The following is a 14,950-nucleotide window of genomic DNA, read 5'->3' as shown; positions in this document are numbered from 1 at the left end:
CGGCCCATGGCCAACCCCTGGCGCGAACTGCGCGAGACGCCCGCCCTGGCCGCCCTGGCCGGGCTGACCAAGGAGGGGCCCTGGGAGGCCTGGCTCTGCGGGGGCACCCCGCGCGACGCCCTTTTGGGCCGCCGTCCGCCGGACGTGGACCTGGCGGTGAGCGGCGACGCCCTGGCCCTGGGCCGGGCCCTGGCCGAGCGCGCCGGAGGGCGCTTCGTGCCCCTGGGCCGCGAGTTCGCCACCTGCCGGGTGGTGCTGTTCGGGGGCTATGTGGACCTGGCCGGGCTGCGCGCCCCGGGCATCGAGGCCGACCTGGCCGCCCGCGACTTCACGGTAAACGCCCTGGCCCTGCCCCTGGCCGCCTTGTGGGACCAAGACCCCGCCTCGGCGGTGATCGACCCCACCGGCGGCCGCGAGGATCTGGCCGCCCGCCTCCTGCGCCCGGCCGGGCCGGGGGTGCTGGCCGCCGATCCCCTCAGAGTGCTCCGGGCCTTCCGCTTCATGTCCACCCACGGCCTGTCCCTGGCCCCGGATACGGCCCATCGCCTGACAGGGCAAGGGCCGGGCCTGTTCCGGGTGGCCCCGGAGCGCCTGGCCACCGAGTGGCTGAGCCTCATGGCCGGACCGGGCGCGGACCGGGCGGTGCGGGCCATGGACGAGTGCTCGGTGCTCACCCGCCTGGTGCCCGAGCTGGCCGCCGGGCGCGGCTTGGCGCAGAATCCCTACCATCACCTGGACGTGCTGGAGCACAGCCTGGCCTGCCTGGAGGCGGCGGTGGAGCTGGCCGCCGGGCGCGGCCCCCTGGCCGGGGCCCTGAAGGACGAGGCCGCCGCCTATCTGGAGCCGCCCCGCCGGAGGGCCTTGTTCATGAGCGCGGCCCTCATGCACGACCTGGGCAAGCCCCCCACCCGCCAGGCGCGCGACGCGGTGTGGGCCACCTTCTACCGCCACGAGTCGGTGGGCGGGGGCCTGGCCCGGCGGCGCTGCCGGGACCTGGGCCTGTCCAAGGCAGACGCCGCCTGGGTGGGGATGATGGTGGCCGAGCACATGCGGCCCTTCCATCTCATGGGGGCCGAGAATCGGGGACAGCTCACCACCCGGGCTTTGCGCCGCCTGCTGGCCGCCACCGGCCCGGACCTGGCAGGCATGTTCCTCATGGCCATGGCCGACACCGTGGCCGGGCGCGGCCCCCTGCGCCCGCCAGAGGCCGAGGCGCGCCTCATCGCCCTGTACGACCAGGTGGCCCGCCGCCGCGACCAGGAGCTGGCCGCCTCCCTGGCCGCCCCGCCGCTGGTCGACGGCCGCCAGGTAATGGACGCCCTGGGCCTGCCGCCGGGCCGCGAGGTGGGCCGTCTCCTGGCCCTGGTGCGCGAGGCTCAGCTCGACGGCGAGATAAGCGACCCCGAGGCCGCCCTGGAGTTGGCCCGCCGGGCGCATAAGTATCGGCTTCCTTGACGGGTGCCAGGCTCGGTGCTAGTTTTTACCGATTCGGAAGTGGAAAGCTCACTGGTGGGGCTCCCGGACTTCAAATCCGGTGTACCGTCTGAGTAAGGCGGTAGGTGGGTTCGATTCCCATGCACTTCCGCCAGAATGATTTCAGTATGTTACGCGAGTAGCATCGAGAAGGCCCGCTCCCGGAAGGGGGGCGGGCCTTGTTATGGGGGTGGTCGTACCCCACATGTACCCCACACCAAGTAAAATCATAGGCTTTTTGGCAGGCAGGTGAGCAACTCTCGCCAAGCATCAGGCGGGACCCAGTAAAAGGTGGCCAAGTTTCCCTGAACCATTCGCGCAGCTTCGAAAATATGAATCGATTTTGAGTCTCTTAATATTGGCCGTCTCTGTAGGGCTTCTAAAATGCCCTCATGATAATCGCCTTCTATGTAGGTGACCTCGCGCCCTTCACATCCAACTTTCTTGAGAACACCCACCAAGGAAATCCTTGGCCTTCTCTTGAAGAGGTCGTTTTGGGGAAAAGCCGCCCTGCTGTTGTGGTAAAAAGCGATGCCTTCCCCTGGCTCTGGTGGAGTTCCCCTGCCAACGTACTTTCCCCATACCTCCGAGGCGAAATCAGCAGTCCCGGCAAAATCCTTGTAGAACGAGTCAACGCCGCCCCAACTGGAGTCAGCTTCGTCTCGGAGGCTCATCATCCAACCGGATTTTCCTAAGCCACGAAGTGTCTGTTGGGTTGGTCTTCTCATCGCTCGCTTCTGGAGGTCAGAAGTCACAGAATCCATGCTACTCAGTTTTCCAGCTCCTCCTGGATGGCCGAGAACTGCTCCAGGGCGGCCTCCAGATTGGCCACGATCTCGGCGGCCAGCACCTCGGGCTCGGGCAGGTTCTCCGAGTCCTCCAGGCTCTCGTCTTTGAGCCAGAAGATGTCCAGGTTGGCCTTGTCCCGCTGCATCAGCTCGTCGTAGCTGAACGCCTTGAAGCGCTCATTCTCGGTGCGCTGGTGGCGGTTGGCGGGGTTGTAGCACTCGATGAAGTCCCTCAGGTCGTCCAGGGCAATCTGGTTCTGCTTCAGGGTGAAGTGCTTGTTGGTGCGCAGGTCGTATATCCAGAGCTTCTCGGTCCAGGCCCGTTCGCTGGCCTCCTTCTTGTCGAAGAAGAGCACGTTGGCCTTGACCCCGGGCCGATAGAAGATGCCCGTGGGCAGGCGGAGGAGCGTGTGCACGTCACAGGAGGCCAGCAGCTTGCGACGCACCGTCTCGCCCGCTCCTCCCTCGAACAGGACGTTGTCGGGCAGCACGATGGCCGCCTTGCCGTTGATCTCCAGCAGGGTGCGCACGTGCTGGAGGAAGTTGAGCTGCTTGTTGCTGGTGGTCGCCCAGAAGTCCTCGCGGTGATAGGTCAACGTCTCGCGGTCAGTCTGGCCATCGCCGTTGACGATGGTGACGCTGCTCTTCTTGCCAAAGGGCGGATTGGTCAGCACCATGTCGAAGCGCTCGCCAGGGTCGCTCATCAGGGCGTCTATGACCGTGACCGGGCTCTCGTCCTCGATGCTCTGGATGCCGTGCAGGTAAAGGTTCATCACGCACAGGCGGGCGGCGCTGTCCACGATCTCCCAGCCCCTGAAGGTGCTGTGCTTGATCTTCTCCTTCTGGGCCTTGTCGAGCTTGAAGCGCTTGGGGTCGGTCATGTAGTCGTAGGCGGCCAGAAAGAAGCCTCCCGTGCCGCAGGCGGGGTCGCAAATGGTCATACCCGGCTGGGGCCGCATGACCTCCACCATGGCCTTGATAAGCTGCCTGGGGGTAAAGTATTGCCCCGCCCCGCTCTTTACATCTTCGGCATTCTTCTGGAGTAGGCCCTCGTAAATGGCCCCCTTCACGTCGGTGTCCAGGCCCACCCAGGTCTCCCCGTTGATCAGCTCCACCAGGCGGCGCAGCTTGGCCGGGTCCTGGATTTCGTTCTTGGCCTTGCGGAAGATGACCCCCAGCAGGCCGGGCTGCTTGCCCAGATCCTCCAGAATGTGGCGGTACTGGACCTCCAGGGCGTCGCCATCGAGCTTCAGCAAGTTGGGCCAGTCGTAGCCTTTCGGCAGGACATTGGGCCGGTTTAGGGGCGGCTTTGTCTGCTCGTCGGCCATCTTGAGGAACAGCAGATAGGTGAGCTGCTCGACGTAGGATTGATAGCTCAGTCCGTCGTCTCGCAGGACGTTGCAGTAGTTCCAGAGCTTCTGGGTGATAGCGGCGTCGGCGGTCATTAAAAGATATCCATTAATTGATTGATGACATAATTAATCCGGGTAAGCTTCCCGGATACAATCTAAGGCGACAGACAATTTTTCTTCAAATTCTTTTAACCCTTCATCTAATTTAAACCAAATATTAAATTTACCTGGAGCTTCTTCCCGAACTCCCGTGATGGTGAATCCGGCATTTTTTAAGCATTGTTCGGTGAGATGTTTTTCTTCTTCATTAACACCAAAGAAACGATTAATTGGCCCAATTAGATTTACCAAATCTAATTGAATTTGATTTATATCTATATCTTTTCCTTGGAATGTACCTGTCAGATTTAAAACTTTATTATTGTTTTTGTCTCGAGAATAGCCTCCGTTAGTGGTTACGAAACCGTGGTTTCGTAAGCAACTAATCACCTCGTCTCTGTTTTTGGTTGCAGGGATGGTGAAGTTATACTCTTTTTTGGAACTAGGCATCATAACCCCCTGTTGTTTGTGTGCGCATTTAACTCCCCGCTTTGTTTTGTTCCAGCAGCAGCGAGGCGGGCTCGTCGTCTGGATCCTGGGGAACCAGCTTGCCCTGGAAGGCTTTTCTTAAAACGGTTTGCCTGGTATTTTTTGCCTGGCTTAAGCAAATAGCGAGGCTTTTGTATATTTGATTTGTTACAGAAAACCTTCTGTCTATATCTGCAACTATACTACATTGCTCTTCAAGCGGAGGAAGTGGGATGGGAAGTGACAATAGTTGTTTTGTGTTTATCCCGTCTCTAGTTGCTCCGTGATTTACTTTTCTCACGTATTTGATGACTTGGTGCGAACCTCGCACATAATTGAGAAAATAAGACGGCAAGAGTGCTTCTTGATTCAACCTCAAGCGCATAATATGGTAGTTAATAAGCGAGCCTTCAAATTCAGGAGTGACGTAGCCTACCCTGCCAACAGTTGCCATTCTCGAAAATAAAAGATCACCTTCATTAACTTTATAGTTATCTAATTCATCTGCTTTTTGGCTAGAAATATAGACAGCTTTTTCAAGGTCTATCCCCTGCTCAGTTAGACATCCAATAGTCAATACAGGAATACCTTTTGATATAAAATCATCTCTCCCAAGATTTGTTCCAAATGGTCCGGTGAGGACTGGCTGCTCGCCTATTGCGCCCAACTGTTCAACCGTCGCCCACACCCACCCCTCGGGCAACTTCGGCAGATCGCTAGTATCAGGCGCGGCAGGCTCTTTGTACTTGGCCATCCACTTGTCGTTCTTGGGGGACTTGCCGGCGCGGACCATCTTGGCCAACTCCGCGCCTTCCCAAGCAGCGCGGCGCTCCTCCAGGATGCGCTCTAGGAGGGCCTCAGCCGACTCGTAAGCACGCTTCTCCTTGCGGGCCAGCTCTGCCTCGGTGGGCACTAGGCGTCCCTCACAGGCGGCCTTGAGCACCGAGGCGCGGTAGCGCTTGAGCAGGGCCTGCGCCTTCTCCAAGGCCGCGACTCCGGCATCTAGCTTACTGAACAGCTCCTCGATCTTGGAAACAATCTTGGGCTGCTCGTTGACGGGAGCGAGAGGAATTTTGTACTTCTTTAGGAGGTTAAATTCAATACTTTCTACCGTTGTGCCGTCCTTCGAGCATGTTTTTCGGATGTTTTCTTGATGAGCTAAGCAAGCATATAAAGCGAATTTACTATTGATGAAATTGTATGGCGTTAACGCTTTTAAATCCTGATTGATAGTTGAATCTACAGTTGTTAATGCTATTGGCAGGAACCTTCGAAGAATACCGCTTCGAACCACAAAAACTATTGACTGGTTAGGAACAATTTTGGCTGCTGAATTTTCCACAGCCTCAAGTGTAATCTTGTCTTGTGTGTCAGCGATGAAGATTGTTTTGACATCCTTTGGTGAAATCCAGAGGATATCTCCGTTTTCCCAAAAATCGGGGTTCGATTTTTTCGGAGTGCCGCCCCCTCTCCATTCGCCCGATTGAGCCAATTCAACCCAGGCCCAAGAGTTTGGCAGACCATTTGACTCTGTTTGATGCTTATTCACGCTGCCAATGCCTCGTTGATCTCACGCAGAATGTCATCAAGCTGACCGCCGAATACCTGGGCCGCCTTGAAGGGCCCACCCCTGCTGGCAAAGGGGGCCAGTTCCAGGTCATCCACGTCCACGGTCAGGCTGGTCACGATGTGGTCCTTGATCATAACCAGCCATTCCACTTGCTCGGTGGTGAAGCCGCGACCCGCCGCCTGCTGAGCCTCCAGCCATGCCGTGAAGCGCCGCTCTATGTCATCGGCATAGGGTTCCAGCACCTCGGCCTCGCCCAGGGCGAAGCGCACCAGGGAGATCATATCAGTGAGCAGGCGCTTGGGCCCGGCTCCCCGCACCCAGGCTTTGTCCAACCGCTCGTAGGCCTTCCAGATGGTCTCCTCGCGCAGGTTGTAGGGCGGCTCCTGGATGGCCTTGGCAAGCTGGTCTATGGCCGCGAAGGTCAGGCGACGCTGGCCGTAGGGCTGGCTGTAGATCATTTGCAGGGCGCTCAGCTCGTCCTTGTTGGTCTCGATGAACTGTTCGAACGACTCCACCACGCCCTGGGCCTTGTCCTTGGCCTCCTGAGAGAAGCCCGTTTCTAGCAGCTCGTCCACGCTGACCGTGTCGATGACCTGTTCCTTGCGCTTCTTGATGGCCAGGATGGTTTCGCGCAACTCGGGCAGATTGAAGGGCGCGGAGGCTGTCTCGGCCAACTCGGCCTGGGCTTGAGAGAGCTGCTCCTTGTCGGGCTCGTCGCTCCCGAACATTTCCCGCGCCTTGGCCTGCTGCTTGTCGGAGTCCACCGCGTCGAGGAGATAGTTGATGATGGCGTTGAGCGTCTGGCCGCCTGCGGCCTGCTTGATCTCGTCCTTCTCCTCGGGCTCCAGGCTGCGATCCAGCCGGGCCAGCCTGCCCGCGATGGTTGCCAGGGTGTCGGGCTCCCGGCTGCCCATGGCCACCGCAAGGAGCAGCTTCTCCAGGGAGATGCTCTTCTTGCGCTCCAGGGGTCTGGTGTCGGTGCGATCGCCCTCGCACACGCCTACCGCGTCCACGATGACGAAGTGGTCCTTAACCTCGGCGTCGGGGGTGACGGCTTTGAGGTCGGTGGTCGAGATAACCCTGGTGCCCCGCCCCTTCATCTGGTCGAAGTAGACCCCCGACTTTACGTCTCGCATGAACAGGAGGCACTCCAGGGGGCGGATATCGGTGCCGGTGGATACCATGTCCACGGTCACGGCGATTCGCGGGTTGTAGGAGTTGCGGAAGCTGGCGATCAGCTCCTCGGGCTTCTCGCCGGTGGTCTTGTAAGTGATCTTCTTGGCGAAGACGTTGCCCTTGCCGAACTCCTCCCGAATGATGTGCACGATGTCCTCAGCGTGGGAGTCGTCCTTGGCGAAGACGAGCGTCTTGGGCACCTCGGTGCGTCCCGGGAAGATGGCCTCGAACAGCTTGTCGCGGAAGGCGCGTATCACCGTCCTGATCTGGTCCTTGGCCACCACGTCGCGGTCGAGCTGGCTCGACCCATACACCAGGTCCTCGTCCAGCAGATCCAGACGCACCTGGCGGGTCAGACGGTCCCGCCGGTCCACATGGTAGCCCGCCTCCACGGTGCTGCCTTCCTCGGTGATCTTGGTCTTGATGCGATAGACCTCGTAGCCCACGTTGACCCCGTCGGCCACGGCCCGCTCGTGGTTGTATTCCATGACCAGGTTCTTGTTGAAGAAGCCGATGGTCTGTTTGGAGGGCGTGGCGGTGAGGCCGATCAGGTGGGCGTCGAAGTATTCCAGCACCTGGCGCCACTGGTTGTATATCGACCGGTGGCACTCGTCGGTGACGATGAAGTCGAAGGTCTCGATGGGCAAGGCCGGGCTGTAGGACACGTCCTTGGGCGCTTCGTCTAGTGGCGCGTTGGCGAAGCCCGAGCGTTCCTCGAGGTCGTCGTCGGGCTCGCCTCCGTTGCAGAGCATGGAATAAACGCGCTGGATGGTGGAGACGCACACCCGGCTGACCAGGTCCAGCTTGTTGGAGGTGAGATGCTGGACGTTGTACAGGTTGGTGAAAAGGCGCCCGTCGTCGGGGGCCCGGTATTGCTGGAACTCGCGTTTGGTCTGGCGGCCCAGGGTGCGGCGGTCGACCAAGAACAGCACCCGCCTCGCCCCGGCGAATTTGATCAGGCGATAGATGAAGCTCACGGCCATGTAGGTCTTGCCCGAGCCGGTGGCCATCTGGATCAGGGCGCGGGGACGGTCGGCGGCGAACGACTCCTCCAGGTTGGTGATGGCCTCGACCTGGCAGTCCCGCAGGCCGGCAGTGATGAGCTCGGGTAGGTGCCCCAGGCGCGCCCTGAGCGTGTCGTCCTGCTCGAGCCAGGCGCCGAGCGTCTCGGGATGATGGAAGGTGAAGACGCGTCGGGAGCGAGGCTCGGGGTCTCGCTCGTCGCGGAAAAGGGTCTCCACCCCCGTGCTCTCATAAGCGAACGGGGGACGCTCTGGCACGTGAGGCAGAATGTCGGGGATGCCGTCTTGGTATTTGCCGCTTTGTTCGGCCACGCCGCTGAGGGTGGTGCCCGCCTTCTTGGCTTCCAGCACCCCCACGGGCTTCTTGTCCACGAACAGGACGTAGTCGGCTGGGCCCTTGCTGGTGGGGAACTCGCGCACCGCCACACCCAAACCCGCGGCCAGGTTGAGCTGCTTGACGTCCTGGATCAGCCAGCCAGCAGCAGTCAGCTGCTGGTCGATCTGCTCCCGGGCTTGGGCTTCTGGCGTGACCATCGAATAGCGACCACCCCACGCGGGCAGGCTGTGGGTCGGCATACCCTCGACGAAAAGGCCCGCTGTCTGGGCCCTCGTCGGTTAGCTTGGATTTCGGAATCAGGTCCGAGGATAGCCAGTCTGTCGGGGCCAAGTCAACCGATTGGATCCGTTGGCGGAAATGAGTACTAGGTCCTGGGCGCAGTTCCTCGGTTTTAGCGCCGGCGTTGATCAGACGCGGTGGATTGATCGTCGACGGAGTTCCTCTCTTTTTTTATGTGTCTCCCTTTTCGGCCATGTCAGCCGACCGCGAATCGGAAGAGTTATAATTATTTGCCATAGTTAGCCTTGAGGCCACGTTGGTTTGGATGAGACACTTTTCTCCGGAAATACTGAGGAACAGATTCTCCCCCCAGGACGCACGAGCCGCTGAACCCATGCCCCCCACTAGGGTCTGGTCAAGCCGGGCCCTCTACGGGGCCGTGAGGGCCTCACAGCCCCAATTCCTCGACCAGCCCCAACCTGACCTCGCCCTTCTCGTCGCATATCTTGTCAGCGATGTCCTTGTGGTACTTCTTGACGTAATCCAGCGGCAGGGAGCCCGCCCGAACGGCCTCGTCGAAAAGCTCATGAGCTGGGCGGCTATTCAGTTTGGCCACCGCCTTGAGTTCCTCGCAGAAGTTCTGGAACGTGCTGATCTGGATGGGGCAGGTCAGGTCATGCTCGTCCTTGCTCCAGATCGGCCTAAATAGGTCACGAGTTCCGCCCAGGTAAAGGTCGGCGTAGTAGCCGGCATAGATTTCCGCCGCCTTGGGCGTCTTGAAATATTTTGGCGTGGGGGTGGCACGATGCGGCAGGGGGTTATCGCGGTAGCGTTTGAAGATGGCATCGACCCATTCGTCGTATTTGGCGTTGTTCCTGTCGGCCTGACGGCGAGCTTCCACCAGGTCGGGCCAGAAGGCGCTGTCGGTGAACTTTTTACCCAGGATCGCCTTTTCGCCGAGGCAGGGGATTCTTGGGAGGAAGTTCTCCCAGGCCCGAGCGTATTCTTCGCAGAAGCGTCTGGTTCTCAGGAAGGGGTCGGCGCCGTAGGTCTTGTAATAGCCCGCGTACATGGTGTTCAGGCAGGCTTGCTCGAGGCGATGGATCCTGGCGAATTCTTTTGCGCTGGAGGGGAGTTTTCTTTCGAGGCGCTTGTAATCGATCTCCTTGAACCAAGCGGAGAGGACAGGGCCTTTCTGGAGAGGCCCCTCCTCACCTTGTTTTAAATTTAAAACATCTTCAGAAACGCTTTTTTTATTCTTATATAAAAGTGTTGTGGTTTTGGTTGCTTTAGAGCAACTCGCCTTCCCTGCCAAGGAGAGTAATCCGGAGAAAAATTTAGTAATTTCATTAGCTTTTGCCGCCTTGAATACCGTGTGGTCAGGTTGCTCTATCGCAACCTCAGGAGTTGCCCTATCGCAACCGCTGGATGTGGGCAGAACACGTTCTGCCATGCCCTTTCCCTCCAGCGTTTTAAGGGTTCTCGAGATGGAGCCTTTATTGGTTTCAGGCAGACGGGCAGCCAATTGCCCAAATGTGACGCCATCACCCGCGAGGGTTGCCTTGAGCAGTTCGCCCCAAACCAAAAGTTGCACTTCACTATTAGGGAGTTCTCCAAGTAGGGTCTTCAGCTCCTTCATGCTCCCGTCCTTCCGAGTTGAGTTCAGGGCCGACGATTCCTAGGAAACAACGATATTTTCGGGCCCAATGGATACTACAGGAACGAAGTTGATGAACTGGATTCAGCGGGCAGTTTTTTAATTGAGAGGCAATTTTTTTGCAGCATAGACAGAGCGACTCTTCTGCTGGCAATAAACTCTGTGGGGGTCTTGGTAACGGCGTCTTTGTATAAAACGGCTTTCTACAAACGTTTTGTTCATAGAAAGCCGTTTTATGCACGTCAGGAGGTTTGCACCTCAATGCCGACCCTGCATCCTAGAGGCTGATATGGCAGGGCCCAGCATCAGGTAACGAGTCGCCTATTCGCCCCACGCCTTGAACAGTGGACCGTCGTGGTCGCAGAGGCTCTTGCCCGTTTCCGTATTGATGATCCATTTGCAGGCGGTCCAGCCGTAGACCAGGGACCGCTTGCCTTCGATCACCATCTTCACCTGGACGATGCTCCGGTCGACCGTGTCGGCCAGCCAGCCCTTCTTCTTGAAGCCACGCTGGACCCATACGATCTTGGGCTTTTTCTCTGGAATGGCGCAGCGGCGCTCGGTGATGAACGGCAGGGCCTTGACCACATCGACTTGTTCCCCGAGTTCCTCGTTGGCCTTGGCCGCATCCTGGGGGAGTTGGCAGATGACACCGACGGCGAGCCAGTCGGCGTTGGCGGTGCTAGCGACGGCCAACAAGGTGATGGCCAAGATTAGGGTGCTCATCGTTCGCAGCGGTCTTTTCATGAATTCCTCCTATGGTTGCTTGCGGGTCCCAGGTCATTTGATCTCGCCGTTCACGAGCATGTTGGCGAACTGCCAGTTGCGGCAGGTCGCGTAAGCCTTCTTGTGAAGGTGGTGCTTGGCTAGGCAGCGTTCGGGGTCGACCTCATGGATCGGGACTTCCCTGGCGCCCAGGATGCGAACCTTGATGCCGTGACGCTCGATGTCGATCTCGCTCTCGGGGTCGTAGACGAAGGCGAGGTGGAAGTTGTCGGCCCAGCGGTAGGGGAGGGTGACGCCGCAGAGGTAGTAGGCAAGGGCCTCAGCTTCGTTCAGAGCGGCTTTTGGGTTGGCTCCCATGGTGGGGCCTACCTTTTCGGAGAAGGGCCCCAAAAGCCCACTTGAGCAATGCTGGTCGAGGTCGACGCCTTGGATGTACTTGAGCCACATGTAGCGGAAGGAACCTGACACCACGATTTGATCCAAGACGGGCCAGCTTTGCTTCTCGACGATCTCCCGCGGCAGGCAAGGTCCTCCATCCATAGGGTGGTGAGAGCATCGGCTACCCCTGGCTGGCGGCATCGACGGCCTTGAGGGAAACAGTGTGCGTGGCGTCAAGCACGGCCACCGACTTCCGCAGGGTGTCCTCGGACAGGTGGGCGTAGCGTTCGGTCATCGCTAGGGTGCAGTGCCCCATGAGCTCCTTGATCGTGTAGAGGCTCACCCCGTTTTCGGCCAGGCGGCTAGCGTAGGTATGGCGGAGGCTGTGGAAAACGACTTTTTGCCTGGGGTCCGTGATGCCCTCGTTGAATTCCAGGGTCTCCATCGCGCTGCCGAAAGCTCGTTTTATGGCCTGAACTCGGGCGTAGTCGCTCCCGGGGAAAACCAGCTCGCCCACTGATGACCCCGCCCTGCGGGTGAGCATTGCCCTGGCGCGCTTGGTCGGGAAGGCCATGCGGCTACGCCCGTTCTTGGTGTTCCGCAGGGTCAGGAAGCCGCCCTTCAGATCCACATCGGCCCAGGTGAGTCCAAGGATTTCGCCCTTTCTCAACCCGCAGTCGACGCTCAGGAGGGCCATGTCGTGGACCTCGGGGTTCCTGGTGGCCAGGTCGGCTAGGAGTCTGGCGACTTCCTCGACAGTTAGGAAGCGAAGGCGGCGGTTGTCGCTGTTCGGGAACTTGACTTCCTTGGTGGGCGGGTCTCCGCTAAACAGCCGGTTGCGGCGGGCGAAGTTGAATACTTGCCTGACCACCGCCAGGGCGTAGCAGATAGTTCGGTCATGCCGGCCAACGGTCCGCATGTTCTTTTTGACTCGTTCGAGATGGAAGGGCCTGATCTCAACCAGGGGGAGCTTCTTGAGAACGGGGGCCAGCCAGAGCCTGTACAAGCACTCCTCTCGCTGACACGATCCTTTGGTCTTGTTTTCCTGGGCATCGGGAAAGTACAGGGCCCAGGTGTCTGCGAAGGTGAGGCGCTTGAGCTGGTCTCGTTGCTCCTGGGCCCGCCTAGCTTCGACTTCCTGCCGTTTCAGCTGCCTTTCCTCGCCCAGGGTGCTAGGCCCCTGGCCCGTGACCCTCGCGGATTTGAGGCGGGCCAGTTCGAGGCTGGCCTTTTCGGGCGTCCACCCCTCGGAAGCCCAACCCAGGCCCTCCTCCTTGAGCTTTCCATCCACCCGCAGACGGATGGAGTAGTAACGGTCGGCCTTGCCGTTGTAGCGAGGTCGTCCTTCTCGTTCGTAATATCTGACGCCGGGGAACTTGGTGGGGCCTTTTTGGATATTCGACAATGATTACCCGTAGTTGGATTCTACGGCTACTCTAAACCACCTGTGCTTCACAATAAAGCTCTAAAAGGCAATTTTTGTGGAAAAGTACCGGTGGGTTGACTTCCTGAAAATTGAATTAACAAATTAATATATAGAACGTTTCTATAGAGCTAGATTCGGTATTGTTCGAAACCGTAGCAACGATAAACGGTGGTAGCTGTTGCAACCTCTTGCTGGGCATTTTCAATAATGTTTTTGTTGCTTATTCTAACAAAATATTCGCTTGAAATTAGATGTTAGCATTAAAATGCATAAAATAAACAGTAGATTTAATAAACAGCATAATTATTGAGTAAAAATCATTTGCTATTCGTAGTTGTTTTTGTCATAGAATCACCGGAGATTGATTCAATGTTATGGATCATTGTCAGCGTAAGCGCATTGAAATACCCTTCATATATTGCGCCTAACGGGATCATTGACAAAGGAAGCTGGATTATTTTTATGATCATTTTATCCTTTTCTTTGTCCAACATGTTTTCAACTTTACCTAAAAGTATCGTGTCGTGGCAATATTGAAGGTACTCATTTATTAAGTCAAATGATTCACCAGGATATTTGGCGCCATCACTAGCAAATGAAAAAATTTGTGATACCAAAAATGGTAATAGTTTGGAATATTTAGTGAACCGGTCGGCCCTTTTTCTTTTTTCGCTATATGTTTTGTCTTTTAAATGTTCATTCCAATTTTCCTGCTGGTCTGCTATGCTGTTTTTTAGTGATTTATTGTAATGTCTAATATTGTCAAATATCGAAAGAAGTTGGGTATCAAACGATTTTGATATGTATTCAAGCGTTGTAAATAATTCTGACATTTCAGTGGGTATATCTGCTTCAGGTGGAAGGCTTTTGGGGTGGGTTTTTTTTACAAATAGATCATAGTAAGTCTCATATAATTTTTCAAGCAATTCGATGGAGTCGCATATAGAATCGCCTATTTTTAATGTAAATTTATTAAGAGATTCATTTTTTTGTATCAGGTAAGGTAAATCAGACATTGCTCTTTCACGAGAAAAGCCACGCACGATTTCAAGTCCTTCAAAACAACGGCCAGCAATAATTAATTTGATCCTGTCTTTCTCCTCTTGTGAAAGCCTCTCGAATGTTGATATGTTTTTAAAACTTTCTTCGAGAGATGAAGCCGTTAAGCTGCACAGCTGGCCCATATTTTTAAAATAGCTTTCTACTAGTGATACATTGTTGGCATCCATTAAGTCTTGGTTTCTAAGCGAGAAAGCATTTTTTGACAATCTAGTAAAATCAGCTGCTAGACTGCGGTATCTGTCGACCATATCGTTTGGCAAATTTTCCATTCTACGTGATCCTTTCCCACTTATTGATGAGAGACAAGTAATTTCATACCTCTCGTCAGGTAGCGTTGAAAAGTCATAATAATGCTCCGCAAAATGATCATGCACTGACGTATAATAGTGACGGTCATTATAAAAAAATTATTATGTGCCGTCAATCTATAGAGGAGCGATTTTACTTTAGTGGTTTGACATTTCTCCTTCCTAACGTAATACACATCAGCGGGGACCAGGTTGCCCGGGGACTCGTGCGCCCGTCGGTGGCTGTATTAATCAACGAGGCTACTAAATCAGGTGTTTTAGGTTCCGGTGCAGATAGTAGTTCTCCTATTCGGCCCTATTCTTAGAGGCCTGCTTGATCGGTCGATCTTGCCCTCGCCTAAGGGATGGTATGTTTTCTTCCGGGCTTGGCTGATGCCATGTTCGATAAGATACGGCCTCATCTTTCCAGCAAGGTTTCAGGGCCCTTTGCCCGACTGCAGCTTTGGTTGCTGCGCCTGAGACCTCGATGCCAACATGGAATTTACCCGATTCCCGGGCAACGATTAATATTCCTGAGCAGGCAACCTGTGACTAAGCAATGTGGTTATAGGGCATTGCTTGTACCCCACATGTACCCCACAAAAAATCTCTAAATGGCAATTTTTGCGGGAAAGTCGCGGCGGATATCTTCTGGGATGACATATTAATATCTTATAGTTAGACTATGGCAGCCGAGGAGGCTCGGAGCCATTTTAACGACTTCAAATCCGGTGTACCGTCTGAGTAAGGCGGTAGGTGGGTTCGATTCCCATGCACTTCCGCCACAATGATATCAGCATGTTACGCCAGTAGCATCGACAAAGCCCGCCCCCGAAAGGGGGCGGGCTTTGGCTTTGGGCCTGGACTGGCACGACTACGTGGAGATCGACCCGCGCTACTTCCGCCCGGC

At 56.5% G+C, this 14,950-nt stretch carries 11 protein-coding genes and 2 tRNA genes; 3 read left to right on the top strand and 10 right to left on the bottom strand.

The window, feature by feature from the left end; all coding sequences use genetic code 11:
• The first annotated feature begins 6 nt into the window (after window positions 1-6).
• Window positions 7-1,455 (top strand): HD domain-containing protein, encoded by a 1,449-nt coding sequence (locus KQH53_18825; protein ID MCB2228736.1) that lies wholly within the window; start codon window positions 7-9, stop codon window positions 1,453-1,455.
• A gap of 35 nt (window positions 1,456-1,490) precedes the next feature.
• A tRNA-Sec gene (locus KQH53_18820) sits at window positions 1,491-1,588 on the top strand.
• A 112-nt stretch (window positions 1,589-1,700) separates the two neighbouring features.
• On the opposite strand, the gene KQH53_18815 is transcribed toward KQH53_18820, so the two are convergent.
• The 10 genes from KQH53_18815 to KQH53_18770 form a co-directional block, all read right to left on the bottom strand.
• On the bottom strand, window positions 1,701-2,237 hold the full coding sequence (locus tag KQH53_18815; GenBank protein MCB2228735.1) for a hypothetical protein: 537 nt from the start codon (window positions 2,235-2,237) through the stop codon (window positions 1,701-1,703).
• 5 nt (window positions 2,238-2,242) lie between these two features.
• Window positions 2,243-3,706, bottom strand: coding sequence for a type I restriction-modification system subunit M (locus tag KQH53_18810; GenBank protein ID MCB2228734.1), 1,464 nt, complete (start codon window positions 3,704-3,706; stop codon window positions 2,243-2,245).
• Between the two features lie 33 nt (window positions 3,707-3,739).
• The gene (locus tag KQH53_18805; GenBank protein ID MCB2228733.1) at window positions 3,740-4,162 is read right to left on the bottom strand and encodes a hypothetical protein; all 423 of its coding nucleotides are present in this window, start codon (window positions 4,160-4,162) and stop codon (window positions 3,740-3,742) included.
• A 28-nt stretch (window positions 4,163-4,190) separates the two neighbouring features.
• The gene (locus tag KQH53_18800) at window positions 4,191-5,729 is read right to left on the bottom strand and encodes a restriction endonuclease subunit S (GenBank protein MCB2228732.1); all 1,539 of its coding nucleotides are present in this window, start codon (window positions 5,727-5,729) and stop codon (window positions 4,191-4,193) included.
• The gene (locus KQH53_18795) at window positions 5,726-8,482 is read right to left on the bottom strand and encodes a DEAD/DEAH box helicase family protein (GenBank protein MCB2228731.1); all 2,757 of its coding nucleotides are present in this window, start codon (window positions 8,480-8,482) and stop codon (window positions 5,726-5,728) included. Before KQH53_18795 ends, KQH53_18800 begins: the two co-directional genes overlap by 4 nt.
• 470 nt (window positions 8,483-8,952) lie before the next feature.
• Window positions 8,953-10,143 carry a MarR family transcriptional regulator gene (locus KQH53_18790; protein MCB2228730.1) on the bottom strand — a complete coding sequence of 397 codons (1,191 nt, stop codon included), beginning with the start codon at window positions 10,141-10,143 and terminating at the stop codon, window positions 8,953-8,955.
• A 339-nt stretch (window positions 10,144-10,482) separates the two neighbouring features.
• Entirely contained in the window at window positions 10,483-10,908 is a 426-nt protein-coding gene (locus tag KQH53_18785; GenBank protein ID MCB2228729.1) for a hypothetical protein, read from the bottom strand.
• A 33-nt stretch (window positions 10,909-10,941) separates the two neighbouring features.
• Window positions 10,942-11,370, bottom strand: a complete 429-nt coding sequence (locus tag KQH53_18780; protein MCB2228728.1) for a hypothetical protein — start codon at window positions 11,368-11,370, stop codon at window positions 10,942-10,944.
• 76 nt (window positions 11,371-11,446) lie between these two features.
• Complete coding sequence (locus KQH53_18775) at window positions 11,447-12,670, bottom strand: site-specific integrase (GenBank protein ID MCB2228727.1); 1,224 nt, start codon at window positions 12,668-12,670, stop codon at window positions 11,447-11,449.
• Window positions 12,671-13,008: 338 nt separating this feature from the next.
• The gene (locus tag KQH53_18770; GenBank protein ID MCB2228726.1) at window positions 13,009-14,022 is read right to left on the bottom strand and encodes a hypothetical protein; all 1,014 of its coding nucleotides are present in this window, start codon (window positions 14,020-14,022) and stop codon (window positions 13,009-13,011) included.
• Between the two features lie 714 nt (window positions 14,023-14,736).
• Between KQH53_18770 and KQH53_18765 the strand changes: the two genes are divergently transcribed.
• Window positions 14,737-14,825, top strand: a tRNA-Sec gene (locus tag KQH53_18765).
• The last annotated feature ends 125 nt before the right edge of the window (window positions 14,826-14,950 follow it).

This window comes from Desulfarculaceae bacterium (assembly GCA_020444545.1).
GTDB lineage: Bacteria > Desulfobacterota > Desulfarculia > Desulfarculales > Desulfarculaceae > Desulfoferula.
Note: the sequence above shows the minus strand (reverse complement) of the source record. Positions and strands in the feature narration are given on the sequence as shown.